The sequence below is a fragment of the Cryobacterium sp. RTC2.1 genome (genome assembly GCF_035018685.1).
Classification (GTDB): domain Bacteria; phylum Actinomycetota; class Actinomycetes; order Actinomycetales; family Microbacteriaceae; genus Cryobacterium; species Cryobacterium glucosi.
Map to the genome: position 1 here is coordinate 15082 of NZ_JASJXJ010000018.1, position 19332 is coordinate 34413.

At 63.6% G+C, this 19332-nt stretch carries 18 protein-coding genes and 1 pseudogene; all 19 read right to left on the reverse strand.

The window, feature by feature from the left end:
- Nucleotides 1–40: 40 nt before the first annotated feature.
- Complete coding sequence (gene fusA, locus QN357_RS04185; protein ID WP_134449882.1) at nt 41–2155, reverse strand: elongation factor G; 2115 nt, start codon at nt 2153–2155, stop codon at nt 41–43.
- 108 nt (nt 2156–2263) lie between these two features.
- Nucleotides 2264–2734: a 30S ribosomal protein S7 gene (rpsG, locus tag QN357_RS04190; protein ID WP_066597688.1), complete on the reverse strand. Its 471-nt coding sequence runs from the start codon at nt 2732–2734 to the stop codon at nt 2264–2266.
- The gene (gene rpsL, locus QN357_RS04195) at nt 2734–3108 is read right to left on the reverse strand and encodes a 30S ribosomal protein S12 (RefSeq protein WP_055787040.1); all 375 of its coding nucleotides are present in this window, start codon (nt 3106–3108) and stop codon (nt 2734–2736) included. Before rpsL ends, rpsG begins: the two co-directional genes overlap by 1 nt.
- A gap of 366 nt (nt 3109–3474) precedes the next feature.
- A complete protein-coding gene (locus tag QN357_RS04200; protein ID WP_323504578.1) occupies nt 3475–4131 on the reverse strand; it encodes a spermidine/putrescine ABC transporter substrate-binding protein in 657 nt (218 codons plus the stop codon).
- A 50-nt stretch (nt 4132–4181) separates the two neighbouring features.
- The gene (locus QN357_RS04205; protein WP_323504579.1) at nt 4182–4670 is read right to left on the reverse strand and encodes a DUF6121 family protein; all 489 of its coding nucleotides are present in this window, start codon (nt 4668–4670) and stop codon (nt 4182–4184) included.
- A gap of 77 nt (nt 4671–4747) precedes the next feature.
- Entirely contained in the window at nt 4748–5692 is a 945-nt protein-coding gene (locus QN357_RS04210) for a hypothetical protein (protein ID WP_323504580.1), read from the reverse strand.
- Nucleotides 5693–5812: 120 nt separating this feature from the next.
- Nucleotides 5813–6541, reverse strand: a complete 729-nt coding sequence (locus tag QN357_RS04215) for a hypothetical protein (protein ID WP_323504581.1) — start codon at nt 6539–6541, stop codon at nt 5813–5815.
- A gap of 2 nt (nt 6542–6543) precedes the next feature.
- Complete coding sequence (locus QN357_RS04220; RefSeq protein WP_323504582.1) at nt 6544–7218, reverse strand: hypothetical protein; 675 nt, start codon at nt 7216–7218, stop codon at nt 6544–6546.
- Complete coding sequence (gene pilM, locus QN357_RS04225) at nt 7215–8264, reverse strand: type IV pilus assembly protein PilM (RefSeq protein ID WP_323504583.1); 1050 nt, start codon at nt 8262–8264, stop codon at nt 7215–7217. Before pilM ends, QN357_RS04220 begins: the two co-directional genes overlap by 4 nt.
- 34 nt (nt 8265–8298) lie before the next feature.
- Complete coding sequence (locus tag QN357_RS04230; protein WP_323504592.1) at nt 8299–8790, reverse strand: A24 family peptidase; 492 nt, start codon at nt 8788–8790, stop codon at nt 8299–8301.
- Nucleotides 8791–8877: 87 nt separating this feature from the next.
- Nucleotides 8878–9150, reverse strand: a pseudogene (locus QN357_RS04235) (prepilin peptidase); the annotation flags it as partial.
- On the reverse strand, nt 9147–10907 hold the full coding sequence (locus QN357_RS04240) for a hypothetical protein (RefSeq protein ID WP_323504584.1): 1761 nt from the start codon (nt 10905–10907) through the stop codon (nt 9147–9149). The gene QN357_RS04240 and the pseudogene QN357_RS04235, both read right to left, overlap by 4 nt.
- A complete protein-coding gene (locus QN357_RS04245) occupies nt 10904–11593 on the reverse strand; it encodes a prepilin-type N-terminal cleavage/methylation domain-containing protein (protein WP_323504585.1) in 690 nt (229 codons plus the stop codon). Before QN357_RS04245 ends, QN357_RS04240 begins: the two co-directional genes overlap by 4 nt.
- The gene (locus tag QN357_RS04250) at nt 11590–12975 is read right to left on the reverse strand and encodes a type IV pilus modification PilV family protein (protein WP_323504586.1); all 1386 of its coding nucleotides are present in this window, start codon (nt 12973–12975) and stop codon (nt 11590–11592) included. The genes QN357_RS04245 and QN357_RS04250 overlap by 4 nt, the downstream gene beginning before the upstream one ends.
- A gap of 105 nt (nt 12976–13080) precedes the next feature.
- Complete coding sequence (locus tag QN357_RS04255; RefSeq protein WP_323504587.1) at nt 13081–13518, reverse strand: type II secretion system protein; 438 nt, start codon at nt 13516–13518, stop codon at nt 13081–13083.
- A gap of 138 nt (nt 13519–13656) precedes the next feature.
- Nucleotides 13657–14886, reverse strand: a complete 1230-nt coding sequence (locus QN357_RS04260; protein WP_323504589.1) for a type II secretion system F family protein — start codon at nt 14884–14886, stop codon at nt 13657–13659.
- Nucleotides 14886–16715 carry a PilT/PilU family type 4a pilus ATPase gene (locus QN357_RS04265; protein ID WP_323504590.1) on the reverse strand — a complete coding sequence of 610 codons (1830 nt, stop codon included), beginning with the start codon at nt 16713–16715 and terminating at the stop codon, nt 14886–14888. Before QN357_RS04265 ends, QN357_RS04260 begins: the two co-directional genes overlap by 1 nt.
- Before the next feature lie 30 nt (nt 16716–16745).
- Nucleotides 16746–18419, reverse strand: coding sequence for a GspE/PulE family protein (locus QN357_RS04270; protein ID WP_134449871.1), 1674 nt, complete (start codon nt 18417–18419; stop codon nt 16746–16748).
- Nucleotides 18420–18544: 125 nt separating this feature from the next.
- A partial coding sequence (locus QN357_RS04275) for a hypothetical protein (protein WP_323504591.1) occupies nt 18545–19332 on the reverse strand: 788 nt, incomplete at its 5' end.

A 19332-nucleotide genomic window follows, 5' to 3' on the forward strand; every position in this document is an offset into this window, starting at 1 on the left:
ATTCGGCCCGAAGGCCCGGAAAAGGCCCGAGGGCCCCAGGCTATTCGCCCTTGTTCTTCTGGATGATCTCTTCGGCAACAGCCTTGGGGACCTCGGCGTAGCTCTCGAAGGTCATCGAGTACACGGCACGCCCGGAGGTCTTGGACCTCAGGTCGCCGATGTAACCGAACATCTCCGAAAGCGGAACGAAGGCACGAATGACCTTGACGCCGCTCGCGTCTTCCATGGTCTGAATCTGACCACGGCGGGAGTTGAGGTCGCCGATGACGTCGCCCATGTATTCCTCAGGCGTACGAACTTCGACGCTCATGAGCGGCTCGAGAAGAACAGGGTTCGCCTTGCGGACGGCTTCCTTGAAGCCCATCGAACCGGCGATCTTGAACGCCATCTCCGAGGAGTCGACGTCGTGCGCGGCACCGTCGAGCAGGCTGGCGCGAACGCCGACCATCGGGTAGCCGGCCAGAACACCGACGTGCATGGCGTCCTGGATGCCCGCGTCGACCGAGGGGATGTATTCCCTGGGGATGCGGCCACCGGTGACCTTGTTCAGGAACTCGTAACCCTTTTCGGCAGTGATTTCAAGCGGCTCGATCGCGATCTGAATCTTCGCGAACTGGCCGGATCCACCGGTCTGCTTCTTGTGGGTGTAGTCGTGACGCTCGACGGCCTTGCGGATCGTCTCGCGGTACGCGACCTGGGGCTTGCCGACGTTGGCCTCGACGTTGAACTCGCGACGCATGCGGTCGACGAGGATGTCCAGGTGAAGTTCACCCATTCCCTTGATGACCGTCTGGCCAGTTTCCTGGTTCTGCTCGGTACGGAAGGTCGGGTCTTCTTCGGCCAGCTTCTGGATCGCGAGACCCAGCTTTTCCTGGTCCTGCTTCGTCTTCGGCTCGATCGCAACCTCGATGACCGGGTCAGGGAACGTCATCGACTCGAGTACGACCTGGTGGTTCGGGTCGCACAGGGTGTCGCCGGTGGTGGTGTCCTTGAGGCCGATGACCGCGTAGATGTGACCGGCGGTCACGAAGGCCACCGGGTTCTCCTTGTTGGCGTGCATCTGGAAGATCTTGCCGATGCGCTCCTTCTTGCCCTTGGTCGAGTTGATGACCTGGCCGCCGGAGTCGAGGTGTCCCGAGTAGACGCGGATGTAGGTGAGGCGACCGAAGAACGGGTGCACCGCGACCTTGAACGCGAGGGCCGTGAACGGCTCGGACGCATCAGAGTGACGCATGACGACGACCTCTTCATCGCGCGCGTCGTGGGCCTCGATGGCCGGCACGTCGAGCGGGGTGGGGAGGTAGTCGATGACGGCGTCAAGCATCGGCTGGACGCCGCGGTTCTTGAACGCGGAGCCGCAGAGGACCGGGTAGATCTCGCTGTTGACCGTGAGCTTGCGGATCGCGTGCTTGATCTCGGAGACGGTGAGCTCTTCGCCGGAGAAGTACTTCTCCATGAGGTCGTCATCGGTCTCGGCGACGGTCTCGAGGAGCAGCTTGCGGTAAACCGCGGCCTGCTCGACGAGGTCGGCCGGGATGACCTCGATCTCGTAGTGGGATCCCATCTCGACGTCACCCTTGGAGTCGCCGCGCCAGGTCAGTGCACGCATCTCGACGAGGTCGACAACACCCTCGAAGGTGTTCTCGGCGCCGATCGGCAGCTGGATGACGAGCGGCTTCGCGCCGAGGCGCTTGACGATGGTGTCGACGGTGTAGAAGAAGTCCGCGCCGAGCTTGTCCATCTTGTTGACGAAGCAGATGCGGGGAACGTCGTACTTGTCGGCCTGGCGCCAGACGGTCTCGGACTGGGGCTCAACGCCCTCCTTGCCGTCGAACACGGCAACCGCGCCGTCGAGGACGCGGAGCGAACGCTCCACCTCGACGGTGAAGTCCACGTGGCCGGGGGTGTCGATGATGTTGATCTGGTTGCCGGCCCAGAAACAGGTCGTCGCAGCGGAGGTGATCGTGATGCCACGTTCCTGCTCCTGCGCCATCCAGTCCATGGTCGAGGCGCCGTCGTGGGTCTCGCCGATCTTGTGGTTGACACCCGTGTAGTACAGGATGCGCTCAGTGACGGTGGTCTTGCCAGCGTCAATGTGCGCCATGATGCCAATATTGCGGACCTTGCTCAGGTCGGTGAGCACATCAAGTGCCACGGGTGTCCTCCGGACGTTTTTTGGGGGTGTGTGGGGCGAAACAAGACAAGCCGGTGGGGGGGGGGGGGGGGGGGGGGTGACCCGCCCCGCTCGCTCACCGGATCGCGACTACCAGCGGTAGTGTGCGAAGGCCTTGTTCGCCTCGGCCATCTTGTGTGTGTCTTCACGACGCTTGACCGCGGCACCGAGGCCGTTGGACGCGTCGAGGATCTCGTTGGTGAGGCGCTCGGTCATGGTCTTCTCGCGACGGGCCTTGGCGTAGCTGGTCAACCAGCGGAGAGCCAGGGTGTTGGCGCGGTGCGGCTTGACTTCGACCGGCACCTGGTAGGTGGAACCACCGACGCGGCGCGAACGCACCTCGAGGGTGGGGCGCACGTTGTCGAGCGCCTTCTTCAGCGTGACGACAGCATCCGCACCGTTCTTGGCAACGACGCCCTCGAGTGCATCGTAAACGATGCGCTCGGCGAGGCCCTTTTTGCCGTCGAGGAGGATTTTGTTGACGAGCTGGGAGACGATGGGGGCGCCGTATACCGGGTCAGCGATAACGGGACGCTTGGGCGCTGGGCCTTTACGAGGCATTACTTCTTCTCCATCTTGGCGCCGTAGCGGCTACGAGCCTGCTTGCGGTTCTTGACAGCCTGGGTGTCCAGTGCGCCGCGAACGATCTTGTAACGAACACCGGGGAGGTCCTTCACGCGACCGCCACGCACGAGCACCATCGAGTGCTCCTGCAGGTTGTGACCCTCGCCGGGGATGTAGGCGGTGACCTCGGTACCGTTCGACAGCTTGACGCGGGCGACCTTGCGGAGAGCCGAGTTCGGCTTCTTCGGGGTGGTGGTGTACACGCGGGTGCACACGCCGCGCTGCTGCGGGTTGGCCTTGAGGGCGGGAGCCTTGGTCTTGGTGACCTTGGGGCTGCGGCCCTTCCTGACCAACTGCTGAATGGTTGGCACTAATTACTCCTTGTTATTGCTGCACGGTGACAGCTCATTGATGGTTAGCATTCGATTCGTTCCGTTTCCGGTCCTTGTCGAGTTCATCTGGACCCGCCGGCGCACGCGGAACAAGTTCCGCGCGTTTCAGTGGGTATGCCGTGGGGGCTGCTCGGTGAGCAAACCCAGCATGCGTGCCGTGTCTGGGCGCCCAAGGTGCGGCACGACGAGATCGCGATGGCATGACTCAAGCGCACGACGAAGCGCACACCCCGAAATACTAACTCCCCTCGGGTAGCCCGGTCAAATGGCGAGCCTCCGTCGAGCGGATGCGGCGGGCCGGGCACGCGCGTGGCCCACGCGGCTTGTCCCCCACTCGTCCGCGACTCACAGGCCGTGAGGCCAGAGCGGGGAGTTGAGGGTGCTGTCGAGATCGGCGAGCAGGGACTGCACCCAGGGCTCGACGAACTCGTTCACCGCGGCCCGCATCCGCTCACGATGGCGGTACAACGCCATGCAGACCTGGCCGCCGACCTCGGCCGCGTACTCGTCGGCGAGGCGCAGCTCGGCGCGAATTGCCGCCTTCTCCTCCGCGGTGAGTGGCGCCGGTTCGGCGACGAACGCGGCCGGGGAGGCGGGGCGGGCGAGTTCGGCGAAGGTGAAGAGGTAGGGCGCCTCACGTTCGGCGGGCGGGTCGAGCTCGAGGCCGGCGAACTCGGGGTCGAGGCCGTCGGCCGGGCGATAGCTCGCCACGGCGGCCTTGCGTTCCTCGTTCGCGCGGATCTCCCGGCTGAGCAGCGGGAGGGTGGACTCGGTGTACGCGTCGACGGAGGCGTCAATCACAGCCTTCACGCGCATGGCGAGGGCGTGCTGCACCGCGTGCGGGACATCGGTCGTGAGGCCGGCGGCGCGGATGACGGGCGAACCGAAACAGGTGCGGCACAGCCGCGTCCTGCGGGTGTGCGTGCCGGGTCGCCACTTGGGGAGCCAGCTCAGCCAGTCGTCGACGACATCGCCGACGCGTGCTTCGATGGAACCATCCATGGACATTAAGGTTACTCGATGCCGCAGGTGTTCGGCGGGGAGATTTCGCCCTATTCGTCCGGGCGTTCCCAAGGCCACAGCGGCCGGCCGTGTTCGTTGATGCGGGAGGCGAGCACGAGCGAATACAGCAGGGTGACGACGAAGGCGAGGATGCCGGTCGTCGCCGCGAACGGCTCGCGCAGAACCGCCGCGGCAAAGGTCAGCCCGCTGAACAGTTGCCCGTTTCCCAGGGGATAGAGCACGGAGCCGGCGACGACGAACCCGAGGAACGCGGCGATGCCGGTTCCGGCCGCGTACCCGAGCGCCACCCGTTGGCGGCGCGGCGATGCCCGCAGCCCGAGCCACAGCAGGAGAGCGAAAACCAGCAACACGGCCGCCGCCGCCATTCCGGGACCGACGAGCGGGCCGGCATCCGTCACCGGGATGACCTCGATGTCGGCGAGCAGGCTGATCATGCCGAAGGCCGCGACGAGCAGCGCCGCGTAGAGCACGGCCGCGAACACGGCGACGACGGCCGCGTATCGCTGATAGTCGCGCATCGCTCAGGCCTCACTCCCCCGCTGCGGGGGCTGCACCGCTACGGCGATTCCGCCGGCCGGCTTCGGACTGTTCGGGATTACTGCGGACGGGAGAGCTGCGGCCCTTCGGCGAGGCGGCGGTCGTAGTCCTGGCGGGCGGCGGCATTGCGGGCCGTGACGGTGCGTCCGCGGCGGGCGATCCAGGCGCCGAACCAGATCGGCACCTCGCGGGCGACGACGGCGGCGGCGATCGCGTACGGGCTGAGCCACTGCGCGGTGATGAAGCGGACCGCTTCGGACGGGGTGAAGTTCCAGGCCTGCACGGTCAGCAGCGCCGCTCCGATGTAGGAGAAGTACACGATGACGGCCACGAGGAAGCCGAAGAGCACGTATGCCCACCAGCCGCCGCGGTTGACGATCAGCACGAGCAGGGAGAACCCGATGAAGAAGAACACGGCGGGCACGTAGAAGACCGGAAGCACGATGAAGTCGGTGAACTTCGCGGCGGCGTCGGCGACCGAGCCGCTGCCGGCCCCGGCGATGCCGAAGGCGACGAGCGCGTAGACGATGGCGTAGATGACCGTCGCGAGCAGCACGAGCAGCACGCCCGCACCCCGGTTGCCCTTGTCGACGGGCGGGGCCGGAGCCTGGATGTAGATGGGGCCCGCGGGCGCCTGCACGGGAACCGCGGGCGTGTAGCCGGGGGTGTAGTCGGTGACGGGAGCATGCTCCGCTGCCGTCCGGTCCTGCGTGGCGACCTGGGCGTCCTCATGTGCGGCCTCGGCCGAGACGGCCGCGGGCGTCTCGTAGGAGATCGGCTCGCCGACCGGCTCGGGGACGACGACAGGGGCGACGGGCGCGGATGCCGCGGGCTCGGCGAGCGGGACCGGTGCCGACTCGTCAGCGGGCACTGCGGCGGCGGCGTGCGCCGGCTCGCCCGGAGCCGACTGGTCGGTCGGGTCCGTCTCGGACCGCGCGTACGCGGCCGTCGGGGCATCCGTCTCGGGGGTCGTGTTGCGCTCGTCTGATGTCGGGTCGCTCATGCTGCACTCCTCGCGGGCCGGGTGGCCGTAGCTCTCTGCAGCAACCATAACAACATGCCCGGCCCCCGATCGGGAGCTTGGCCGCGCGATTTGTGATTCGGCGGGGCGACCAAGCTCGGGCTATTTCGCGGCGGGCGTCGGAGTTGGCGTCGGCGTCGCGGCCGCAGTCGCCGCGGGTGTCGCCGCAGTCGCGGGTGGGACGAGCACGTAGACGAGGCCGGTGATTGTGGCCGTGACGCCCGCTGTCGCGCCTTTCTTCGCGTCGGCGGTGGAGTCCGCGGCCAGGGGCGCGGTATTGATTCCCGTCACCAAATACAGCCGCTGGCCGCTCTGGAGTCCGCTGATGAACTCGAGAGCGTGGGCGTAGCTTCCGGTGACCGTGATCGACACCGCAAGCGAAGCGAACGTCGTTGCCGTAATCTGAGCGTTCGTGACCGGCATGACGGCGGCGGGGGTTCCGGTCGTAGCCTCATTCGTACCTGTCGAAGCGAGGGCAGTTGGCGCCGCGTATGGAACGGCATCTGCGACCGTCATACCGGTCAGCGTCACTGATGTCGACCCTGCAAGCGCATCGAGCTGAGTGACAAAACTCGGCATCTCCGTGCCGTTTGGCACGGACGCTTGCAAGGGAACCAGCTCGGCCTTGAGCGCTTCGATACCGGCATAGTCGGACTTGAGTTTGGCCAGCACCGCTGCCTGCCCTGCATTCGACGCCTCAACGGCGGCGCGCGCCTGATCGGCTGCCGCGACCGCAGCGAGCTGCGGTTGGATGCCGAGCAGCAGGCCCATCGCGAGGACGGCAACCATAACAACGCCCGACCCGATTATCCAGATCCTGTTCTTGTCCATGTTCATTTCCCCAAAGTCGCGAAGCGCTTGGCGTATGCGGCATCATTCACGTGCATAGTGATGTCGACGGTGTAGACATTCGTGGTTGCATCCAGACTCACGGAGCCGGGCAGTGCGTCAGCGAATCCCGGAAGAGTGGAGAGGGCATTGAGCCAGGTAGGGACATCCGGTAGCACTGCGCTCTTCGCGGTGAACGTCACCGTGCCGACACGGGCGCCCTGAAGCGGCGCAGTGGGCTGCGCATAGGCGAAGATCGGGGAAGCGAAGTCGAGAGTCACCGTGTCGATCGAGACTGTGGACGGCAGCGTGGCCTGCACGCTGTCGAGGTACTTCTTCCAGTCGATTTCCGTCGACACCCCAACCTGCTGGGCTGCTTGCACAAGAGTGACTTTCGCCTGCACGGATCGAACTTCGATGTACTTCGTCTGCTCGGCAAGGAGACTCGAGGTGCGTGCTTGTTCATCTGCGAGCTGGCCCTGCGCCTGAAGCGCAAGCACCGTCGAGGCGCCGGCGCCGACGGCCATGATGGCGATCACACCGAAAACGCCGATCAGCAGACGCCGCCGGATGACGGCCGCAGCACGCTCCTTATAGATTTCGGGGGGGAGGAGATCTACTCGGGGCACACCGCCAACGACGACCTCGGCGGCCTTGCTGGCCTTGCTGGCGCGACTCATGCTGCACTTCCCAGGGCGAGGCCGAGCGCCACGGCAAACGTCGAACCGCTGAGACGGAGGTCGTTCGCATCGACGTCCCGCGCGAGACCGACCGTAGCAAACGGGTCCCCGACGATCACCGGCATTCGGGTCATCTCGGCGAGAGCTTCGGGCAAACCGCGCAATTGCCCGCCACGACCGCTGAGTACGATCTGTCCCACCGGGTTAGCCGGTCGGGTGTTGACGAAATAGCTGATGGTGTTGCGAAGACTCGTCAACTGTTCACTCGCGATCTTATAAATGACCTCCACAGCACGTTTATCGACCTCAGGCACTGTTCCGGTGGCCAAGCCGAGACCGCACTTGGCCGACTCGGCCTGTTCGGGAGTGGATTTGAGTTCGTCCTGCAGCGCTCGCGAAATGTCATCACCGCCTGTAGCAATAATTCGCACGAATTGCGGAACCCCGTTCGTCGCGATGACGACACTCGTGGTACTGCCACCGATATCGACCAACGCGACCGTGCCGACGATGCCCGGTCTGCTGACGAGAATGCGCGTCAAGGCGAATGGAATCAGGTCCACGTCAACAGTCGTCAGCCCCGCGAGCTGGGTGGCCTTGACGTTCGCGAGCACAGCCGACTTGACTGCCGCGATCAAGAGCCCATTGACCACGGGGCCATGCTCCCCCTCGGATTCCGAAATCGGGTAGAAATCGAGCAGAGCTTCGGCGACCGGGATCGGGAGCATCTCCTGCACCTCGAACGGCAAGGTCTCACGGATGCGGGCGAGTGACATCTTCGGAACGCTCAGGTCGCGGGCGAGCACCCGCTGGTTGCCCATGCCGAGCACGACGTTCTTGGATTTGAATCCACCGGACGACCAGAGCTGCTTGAGCGCTGCGGCGACCGTATTCGGTTCGATGACCTCGCCACTGCCAACCGCGCCGACTGGTAATCCGATCTGGCTATACCGGAGCAGCACAGGCTTGGCCGAGTGCAGGTCAGCGACTTCAACGGCTCGCAGGACCGAACTGCCGATGTCTATCCCCACGACACTTGTCGTCACAATGTTGCTCCTTTGTTGCCGGTGATGAATGTCACTACTGCGTGAAACCGATGAGCGTCAGATAGCCGTCCCATAGGCGATATCCCCAGAGAATGCCGACCCAAGCGCCAGCCAGCATCCAAGGGCCGAAAGGGATGCCACTCTTCCTGTTGGCACGGCGCGTGACGACCAGACCTAATGCATAGAGCCCACCTAGTAAGAACGCCGCGAATGAGCCAATTACGAGTTCACCCCAGCCCAGATATCCGAGGAAGAGCCCAATGAGGCCCGCCAACTTGACGTCACCGAACCCCATGCCCCCGGGATAAGCAGTGGCCATTGCAAAGTAGGCCATCCACAAGGCGGCAAATCCGATTGCCGAGCGCACGAGTGTTCCAGGGTCACCGACGAGGATCGCGGCCGTGCCGAGCAGAATTGACGCCGCAGCATAGCTCGGAAGGACAATGGAATTCGGCAACCTCTGAACGTCCAAATCGATCAGTGCAAGCACAATGCTGATGGCCGCGAAATAGAGGAAGGCTACCAAGGTGAGGATTTGGTGGGAAAGCGCGTTGCTTGATCCAGCGAGCGCCCCCGCTGTGCTCTCAGTCTGGTGACGCCATAGGGCGACGATTGCAAATGCGACTCCCGTTCCCAGCTCAACGAGTGGGTAACGCACTGAAATTGGTGCGTGACACGAACGGCATTTCGCCCCCAAAAGCATCCAAGATACGACAGGAACGTTGTCGTACGCCTTAATCAGGACCTGGCACTTTGGACACGCGCTGGAGGGCGAAATGACAGACAGACCGGCCGGAACCCGATAGACGACGACGTTTAGGAAGGAGCCGATCAAGAGGCCAAAGACACCAATGGCCGACACTATGAAGACCCCCGGAACAATCATCTCGGCGTGCCATCGAAGTTGAATGCAGTCTTGCTCTCGACTAGGACGGTTACGCCGTAGGAAGTGGAGACTGGCGATAAGAACTTGGGTGGGGCGCTGTATCGAAGGCGTGGGTCGTAGGCGTACGCCTTCGAGTATCCAGAAACTAAAGTCGTCACTCCTCCCGACACCATCGCAGTACCGACCGGCCCGCGAAACTTCTGGGCTATCGACCCGTAAACGGTTAAAACACCCTTTAGGCCATCGTCGTTATTCTGAACGATGAATGTGTGACCAACGCTCAGAATGGCAGCGTCAATTTCTCGACCTGTCGTAGCGGGGTCTAGAAGGTTGCTTCTGGAGTCCACTGGATTCCAAACCCAAACTGCATTCTGTCCGACGAGTCCGAGTATGTCTGCTTGCTTATCGACATATGTGATGTCGCCGACGACGTACACATAGTTGTCCGATGCCACTGTCAATGCACCGTGCACCTGTCCTTTGACAAATACATCCCCCTTGTCGCATCCATACGACGGCGCACTTGACGTCGAAGAAGGGGCTTGCTCGTTTACGGTTGGGTAACCTAAGCCGTTGCTCGTCCCTGAGCTCCCTGAGGCCGAAGCGCACGTGAACCCGGATGGATACGTTCCAGTGGCCCAATAGTTAGGGTCTGAAGAAGTGCGTGGCACACTCTGCACATAAACCAAGTTGTTCGCAGGCACCGATATTGTCTGGCCCGTCGAACTGCCCAGCGAACCCGCAACGGTGCCCGGCGTCCCACAGGTGGCGCTCACTGTCCCACTCGTGGCCGGATCGCCCGCCACGTTTGTCTTCCTGGTCCACGGCGACCTCACCGTCATCGTTCCCGCGGCGTTGAATGTAATGGTCGTCGGCCCCGTGTATAGGCATCCCGGTCGAGGAACACCAGTCGTTGTCAGGTCGGACCTCGTCTCCTGCTTGAGTAGGAGGTTGGTCTGAGGCATAGAGACAACGGGCGCGAACTCCGGTTTCGCAATCGCGAATGTCGGCGTCGAGCAACCCGACGGCAGGATGTACCGATCACCAGTGGTGGGCTGATACGCGGTTGTTACCCTCATCTTGAATGTGGAACCACATATGCGAAGTACATCGTTTGAATGAACAGGTCCAGCAATCACGTCTGTTGGCCCAAACTGAATTGCAGTGCAATTGGGCCGCGATGAAACCGCCCACCCGTAGGCAGGGATGCACGACGTCGACGACAGAGCCGGATCCTGGATCTCATAGTCAGTGAAGTACAGATAGTCGATGAAGCCCTGTTGTTTCAGGTCAGCGACGACGGACCGCGTTATCTTTCCGACGCGTCCAGTCGCCTGCAATCGGATAACTCCCGTTGCTGCGTATTTCGAATTGTCGACCTCGTAGCGGTACGCCGCCCTGCCTGCGCTGCCGTCGACTGCGGCCCAGCTCCCTCCCGCACCTATCCCAAAGGCAGGGTTGGCGTCCGTCGACGTATAGGAACTTCCCGTACTGAAGGAAGTCGCCAAACTGCCGTACTGCTGATAGGTATTGTCATTTGCCAGCTTGCTCTGATATTCTTCGACGCCCGCGTAGGCTGCGGACATCGCGGCATTCCAGTCCTGATCGTTGTCCGCCTTCACGAGGCCGCTCACGCTCGAGGCGAGCATCGTCGTGACGAGTAGCAAGAGGACTGCGCCGATGCCGATCACTGCGATGAGCGCGACTCCATCGTCATCATCACGGACGCCCGCTCGCTTCAAGCGCCAAGTGATCACAGCGTCCTCGCAATGTCCAGATTCGGTAGTCCAACAGTGTTCTGGAGGGTGACGATCGCCGTAGTCGCCGTGCTCGTTGCGCCGATGGCGATTGTTACCTGAATGGAAGCTATCGTCCTGAGGTCCGCGTCCGTGAAGCCTGCGGTCGGAACAGGGATCGGCGTGCCATCCTTGGCCCGGTAAGTGAAGAGATACGGGTTAGTGCCCGTCCTTGTAATAACTGCGCCGGCGAGGGTACGCGTTGTTGGTACACCCGACGTAAATGACCAATACCCAGCTGTAATCGGAGTTCCTGCCCATCGTGTTTCTATCAGATTCCGGTTCGAATCGAGACTGAATTGGACCTTCACCGGCTGTTCAGCCGCCGAGCTCAGGTTCACGTACGCGTAAATAGTTACGATTTCGTTCCCGGTACCCGCTGATACGAAGGCAGGAGAGTCGATGGCCTGATTGATCACCGGGTTCTCGGTAGAAGCCCGAAGAATCCGGGATATTTCGTTCATTCCATTCGAAGCAGATTCCGTATTGGTGCCGATCGCTGCATTTTCCCGGGACGCACGCGTTGCGCTCGCGAAGAATCCCATCACAATTGCCATGATCACCCCAAAGATCGCCATAGCTACGAGTAGTTCAGCCAGGCTGAAGCCGCTATCTGACTGATAGCCCACCCGGATTCGCCGGCTCATGGCACCACTAGTCGAGGATCAAGAGTCACGATCGAGGACAACGGGGTTAGTATTCCTCGGGTCAGCAACACCATTCTTGCCGCTGTGGCGGGGATCACTGTCGTTGTACTCCCTGCCGTCGTGCCCGTGTAAAGCGTCCATGAGCCGAAGGGAAGGTCAATCGTTGTCGTAGAAGACGTCAGCTTCGGGAACTTATAGATCGCGTGGATGCCGCATCCGGGGTCCCCCGATCCGAGAGGAGCCGACTGTCCAACGGCCGTTACAAAGTTGTTGGCCGTCAGACCGTTCACAGTCAACACGCCCATTGGAATGTTCGTTGGCACGTTTCCTCCTGGCGCAGCAGCTGATGTCGGCAGCGCTTGTCCGACTGCTCCATCAGCGGCTGGTGTAGTCCACATCGCTGAGTCGACGTTAAGACACGACGGTGCTGACCCAACGGGTGCAACGTACGCACCGGCCAGCGCAGCGTATCCCCCGGAAAAGGGGAACAAATATGCGCTCGTTGCAACGCCCAGTTGCGTGACATAGACCCCACCAACAGTGCTGATGAAAGTCGTGTCCAGATTCGTGGGTTGGACCGGATTTCCACTCGTATAGTTCGAGGCAAAGTCGAGATCGAATCGTGCGCTGTTATCGAAGTCAAAGGGAGGCGCCGCTGCGCCGCCTGCGACCACATCAGCCAATTTCGTAACTGTGGAATTCTGATTGATATCGACGTAATTCGTCTTGGTGATCTTGACGTCATACTTTCCAGGCGATACGCGCAGAGCAAAAGTACAACCTTGGGCATCCGTCACCGGAAGGGTTGGCGAGGCCAGGGCAACCGCGGTGTTGGGCACGATGGCATTCGGCGTCACCGTCACGCTGACTCCCTGCGTGCCGGCACCCGATGCCGACTTCACCGACACGATGATTGTTCCGAGGGCTGGATCGTTGATGCGGCTGTTGGGAGCGATGAGCGTGTCCGCTTGAACAGCGGGAGTCGCGGCGCTCTGACCGTCCCAGGTGACCGAGATATTGATCCGTTTGTATTGCAGGGTGCCACCACCTGAACCACACACCTTTGTGGAATCGTCCTCGGACACCCAGCTCGTCGTGCGAGCGACGTGGAAGGTCGTTCCGTTGACGACCTGGTCCCATGGGGGTGCGTCGACGACGGCGAATATGTCGTTGAAAGACCGGTCGAGGTCAATCTCTTGCGACGCTAGATTTGTCGCGACCTCACGCGACCGGGTTTCTTTGGTGAATACCAGAGACGTGACTATTCCGAACGCAACCCCTAGGGCGACGACAGCAAAGACCATCATCGCGACGAGCACCTCGACGAGAGAGAACCCCGACGTGTCCGAATAATGAATTCGAGAAGACCGGAAAATGTTCACTCGTCACCTCCGTCGAGAACAGTTCACGTAGTGGCACCAACATGAATGCTGATGGGGTGCCGAAGTCGGCGCGCCCACCAGCATTCACATAGCCGAGGGTTCCTGTTACGGGCATGCCACCGTAAGAACGGCGCCGGAATCCTTGATGCTGAACTTGTTGGTAGTCGTGCCCACTCCGTCAATGCAGAAGTTCGTGGCGCTTGCCGCCACGGTACCCTTCCAAGCGATACTGAAAGTGTTGTCGCTCTTCGTGAAGCCGTATGTTCCCAAGGTCGCGGCGTCGATCGCTGCCGGCAGTCCGCCGTTGGCGGTCTGGTAAGCAATGACCGCGATCTTTGCGTTGGTGAGGTCGGACTTGACCGAGCTGTCCTTGGCATTGTTCTGGATGTTCAGATACACCGGAATGGCGATCGCGGCGAGGATACCGATGATGATGACGACGACGAGGAGTTCGATCAGGGTGAAGCCCTTTTCGTTCTCGTCGAGGTGGTTGCGGCGGCGGTTGAGGGCGGCGAGGCTACGAGCAAGCACAGTGTTATCCATTTCGTTGGTGTCAGTGAACCGGCCGTCGGGTCCGATCGGGCTCTAAGCGTATTTGCAGGAGGTTTTCAGCGGCGACCCATGAATGAGGGGTATTGCATGCAATTGCACCCCCAATACGAGGGCGGATTTCGGACTGTCCTATTTGATAACGCTCGCGATGCTGAAGATCGGCATGTACAACGCGATGACCATGCCGCCGATGATCACGCCGAGGAAGGCGATCATCAGAGGTTCGATTGCGGCTGTGAGCTGCTCCGTGGAGGACTCCACCTCCTGATCGTAGAAGTCGGCAATCTTATTAAGCATCGTCTCCAGCGAGCCAGCATCCTCGCCGACGGCAATCATCTGCGTAACCATTGGCGGAAAGACCGGCTGGGCCAACAGCGGAGCAGAAATCGATTGCCCTTGTCTTACTGACTCAGCGACCTTTGTGAGCGCGTCCTCGATGACCCAATTGCCTGACGTTTCGCCGACGATCTTGAGCGCTTGAAGAATCGGCACACCTGCGCCGATCATATTGGCAAAGTTGCGGCTGAAGCGGGCCACTGCGATCTTCTTGAGGAGATTTCCAAAAACCGGCAGCTTGAGTTTAAACGGATCGATCACCCGGCGAACCCGGTCCGTGTGCTTGTTCTTGTCCCACCAAATACTGAAGACGATGATCCCAACGGCCAGGACGGGAACAACGTAGACCATCGAGTGTGACACGTTAACGAGGATCATTGTCGGCAATGGAAGGCTGGAGCCGAGGCCGTGGAACATGTCCTCGAAGATCGGAACGATGAAAATGAGCATGATCATCACCGACACGAGAGACATGATCAGGACGATCACGGGATACGTCAGCGCCGACTTGATCGTTCCTCGCAGCTTGACCTCCTTCTCGAAGTTCGCCGCGATGGACTCGAGGGCGCGGTCGAGGAAACCACCGGTCTCCCCTGCCCGGATCATATTGATCATGATCGGCGGAAACTCGCGGCCGTGCTTGGCGAACGACTCGGAGATCGAGACGCCCGTCTCGACGTCGTCGCGAACTTGCTTCAGGATCTTCGCCAGCGGCTTGTTCTCGGTCTGCTCCGCCAGGATGTTGAGCGTGCGCAGCAGGGACAGGCCCGAACCGATCATGGTCGCCATCTGGCGGCTCATGATCGCGAGGTCTTTGAGGCCGACACCCTTCGTGAAGCCGGGAATGTTGATTTCCCGGTTCAGGCCGGTGCCCTCGGCCGATTCCTTGATGGAGATGGGTGAAATGCCCATGCTGCCGAGGCGACTGGCCACGGCCCCTTCACTCGAGGCATCCAGTTTGCCCTTGACGGTCTTGCCGTTGTTGTCCCGGCCGACATAGGCCCAGGCCGTTGCGGTCGACATCAGCGCTGAGGGATGGAGTAGGTGTCGCCGTAGTCGACGCCACCGCCGCCCATCGTTCGGGACGAGTCGTCGGTCGTCGTGTCGGCACGCTTGATCAGCTGCTGCAGGCTCTCCACGTCGTGCGCCTTGTCGAGAGCGGCCTGTCGGGTGATCTGGCCGGAGTCGACGAGGTCGGCGAGGTGCTGGTCCATGGTGTGCATTCCGTCGCCGCCACCGGCCTGCATCATCGACGTGATCTGGTGGGTTTTGCCCTCGCGGATGAGGTTGGCGATGGCCGGCGTCGTGACGAGGATCTCGGTCGCGACCACGCGGCCCTTCTGGTTCGCGCGCTTCACGAGGGTCTGGCAAACCACGCCGCGCAGGGTCGCCGCGAGCTGGGTGCGGATCTGACCCTGCTGGTGCGGCGGGAACACGTCGATCATGCGGTCGATCGTCTGAGCGGCGTCCTGGGTGTGCAGGGTCGCGAAGACGAGGTGGCCGGTCTCGGCGGCGGTGAGGGCCACCGAGATGGTCTCGAGGTCCCGGAGCTCACCGATCAGGATGATGTCGGGGTCCTGGCGCAGCACATGCTTGAGCGCGGCGGCGAAGCTCTTAGTGTCGTGGCCGACCTCGCGCTGGTTGACGAGCGACTTCTTGTGCTTGTGCAGGAACTCGATCGGGTCCTCGACCGTCACGATGTGGTCGGGCCTCGTGCTGTTGGCGAGGTCGACCATCGCGGCGAGGGTCGTGGACTTACCGGAACCGGTGGGCCCGGTGACCAGGACAAGGCCGCGGGGCAGGAGAGAGAAGCGGCCGACGGACTCGGGCACGCCGAGTTCCTTGAGCGGCTTGATCTCGCGCGGGATGAGCCGGAAGGCTGCACCGATCGAGTTGCGCTGGTGGTAGAAGTTCACCCGGAACCGGGCGCCGGCGGCGGTGTACGCGAAGTCGAGCTCGCGGTCGTCCTCGAATCGTGCGAGGTCTGCGGGCGAGATGATGCTCTCGAGGGCCGTCCTGACTTTCTCCGGCATCCAGGCCGGGAGGCCCTCGATCGGGCGCAGGGCGCCGTCGATGCGGATCGTGGGCGGGGCGCCGACGGTGATGTGCAGGTCGGATGCCTCGAGCTCGAGCACGAGGTGGAGGGCGTCGATCAGGTCCTGGTCGGCGGGGCGGCCGTCGGGGCCGACGTGCACGGCGGAATGCGGGCGGGCGCCTTCGGTGTGGGTCTCCGGCTCGGCCTGGATCGCGGCGCGGCGACCGGCCGGGCGTGTGTTATGCGAGACGTACGGCTGCGGCGGGGTCAGCGCCGGGTCGGCGAGATGCTCCTGCTCGGGGGCGGCAGTGGGCACAACGAAGGGAACGACGAAAGGTGTCCCGGTGGGCGGCTCCATCGGCTGCGTGCCCAGGGGAGTGTGCGGTGCGGCCACCGGCTGCGGGAGCGTGTACGGGGCCGCTACCGGGAGCGGAAGCGTGTAGTCGATCGCGGAGCGGGGCGGTTCGGCCTGGTTCACATCGATGTCGTCGAGGTCCTCGTCAGCGGATGCCGCCGGGGCCGCGAATCCCTGGAGGGGCGCCGGGGCGAAATCGGGTTCGGCGCGACGGACGCTGCGGCGTTCGAAGCCGTGGCCGCCGGTTTCGTCGATTCCGGCGCCGCGACGTTCGGCCGCCGCGCTGTCGACCGCGGCCTGGAGGCGTGCGGTGCGCTCGGCCGCGACCTGCTCGGCGGCGGTGCGCTCGGCATCCGCCTTCTCGAGGGCAGCGCTCTCGGCGGGGCCGGCCGCGATCTGGTCCCACCAGGAGACGTTCTCTCCCGGCTCGACGGCCGGAATTTCATAGATGGGCTTGTCCATGCGTTCTTTCCTTTCGGCATGCGACGAGCGCTATGCAACAACTCGCAGAATCTCTTCGATCGAGGTCAGGCCCATGCGGACCTTCTCCCAGCCGTCATCACGGAGGGAAATCATTCCCTCCGACCGGGCGGCCCGGCCGATGTCCGCGCTCGAGGCGCGGTCGACGGCGAGCCGTTCGATGTTCTCGGAGACCGTCATGACCTCGTGCACGGCGAGCCGGCCTCGGTACCCGGTCTTCGAGCAGTTCTGGCAGCCGATGGGCTGGTAGAGCACCGGCAGCGGCTGGGTCGGGTCGAACCCGAAGCGCAGCTGGTTCAGGCGCTCGACGGTGACCTCTGCGGGGGCCTTACAGCGGTCGCAGAGGCGGCGGGCGAGGCGCTGGGCGACAACGCAGTCGAGGGCGGAGCCGACGAGGAAGGGCTCGATACCCATCTCGGTCAGGCGCGTGATCGCGCTCGGGGCGTCGTTGGTGTGCAGGGTCGAGAGCACGAGGTGGCCGGTGAGAGACGCCTCGATGGCGATCTGCGCGGTCTCGTGGTCGCGGATCTCGCCGAGGAGCACGACGTCGGGGTCGCTGCGGAGGATGGACCGCAGCGCGCTCGCGAAGGTGAGCCCCGCCTTGGGGTTCACCTGCACCTGGTTGATGTCCTTCATCCGGTACTCGACGGGGTCCTCGACCGTGATCACGTTGATCTCCGGGCGGGCAACCGAATTCAGGGTTGTGTACAGGGTGGTCGACTTGCCGGACCCGGTCGGGCCCGTGACGAGGATCATCCCGTAGGGCTTCGTGTACGACTTCCTGTACGCCTCGTAGTTGTGCTCGAGCAGGTTGAGGTCGTGCAGGTCCATCGTCGTCGAGGAGTTGTCGAGGATTCGCATGACGATCTTCTCGCCCCAGACCGTGGGCAGGGTCGCCACGCGGAGGTCGATCTGGCGGCCGGCGTGGCTGACCGACATCCGGCCGTCCTGGGGCTTCCGACGCTCGGCGATGTCGATGTCGCTCATGATCTTGAGGCGCGAGATGACGCCGTTCTGGATGCTCTTGGGCGCCCGCTGCATCTCGTGCAGCACCCCGTCGATGCGGTACCGCACCCGCAGGTTGTGCTCGGCGGGCTCGATGTGGATGTCCGAGGCTTTGTCCTGGATGGCCTGGCTGACGAGGAGGTTGACGAAGCGCACGATCGGGGCGTCGTCGTCGAGCGAGTCGGAAACGCCGAAAGCCGATGCGGCCTCGACGGTGGCCTGCTCGTCTTCCATGGTGGTGGTGAGGTTGCTGAGCTCGTCGTCGGCGCGGTGGTAGCGGGCGATCGCGGCGAGCAGGTCATTCTTCTCGGCGACGACCGGGATGACCCGCATCCGCGCGGACTCGCGCACGTCGTCGATCGCGAACACGTTGCCGGGGTCGACCATGGCGAGCACGAGGCGGCCGCCCTCGATCGCGATCGGCAGCACCTGGTGCCTGCGGCTCATTGCCGGGGTGACGAGGGCGACGGCGAGCCGGTCGACGGGGAAGTCGATCAGTTCGACGAAGGCGAGGCCGGCCTGCTCGGCGCGGGCACGGGCGAACTGCGCCTCGGTGATCACCCCGGAGTCGACGAGTGCACGCACGGCGCTTTCGTCGGCCGGGTCACCGGCCATGAGGGTGTCGAGCTTCTCGATCGGCAGCAGCCCGTGCAGGATGAGAATCTCGGTCAGTGAAGCCACGTGATCCTCCCCCGCCGGCTGAAGCTGCAGAGAACCGCGAGCGCACGCAGCAAATCTATCCACGCCCGGGAAAGTTGGTAACGCCCAACGCTAACCCCGCGTTCGAGTCCGGGACAGACCCACGATCAGGGGGTGCGGAGCTTTCCGACCGGCGAAACCGTCAGCATCCGGGTGCCCGTGGACTCGACGACGAGGGAAGCGACGTCGTCACGGCCGGGCGGGAGGAGCCGCGCGGTGAGGCGACCGGCGTCGAGCAGATCGAGCTGGCCGGCGACGAGGCCCGCGACCGCGGCGAGCGCCTCGGGGGGCCGTCCGCCGGAGTCGTCGAGCAGGGTGACGTCGACGCCGCGGAGCCGTGCGGCGCGGGCGGCGGTGATCACGGGTTCGACGAAGAGCGTCCTGGCCCGGATGGCGTCGCGCAGGGTGGCCTCGACGATGAGGCACTCGGCGCGGAGCGGCGGATCGAGGTCTTCCCCGCCGGCCAGGCGCTCGAGGGCAGGCCGGGCGAGCGCGTTCACTCGGGCGAGTTCCGATTCCCGTTCGGTGACACCCGCTTCGGCGCTCGCGGTCGTCGCGATGGAGACCGCGCGCTCCCGGTTGAGCACGGCGAGGGTGCGGGTCGAACGGGTGAGCCCGACGGCGAAGACCGCCCCGGCGAGCAGGGTGGCGGCGTGCCGCACCACGAGGGTGAGGCCGTCGGCGACGCCCAGCCCGTTCAGAAGCGCCCAGCCGAGGCCGACCGCGACGAGCAGGCCGTAGCCGGCCCAGGCCGGGCCGGGCCGTCCGCGGGTGGCGAGCAGGACGAGCAGCAGGGTGACGGCACCGAACGCCCAGTGCGCGAACGGCTGGGCGGATGCGGGGGCGACGGCTGCCGAGGCGAGCGCGGCCCCCGCGGTTGCGAGCAGGATCACCA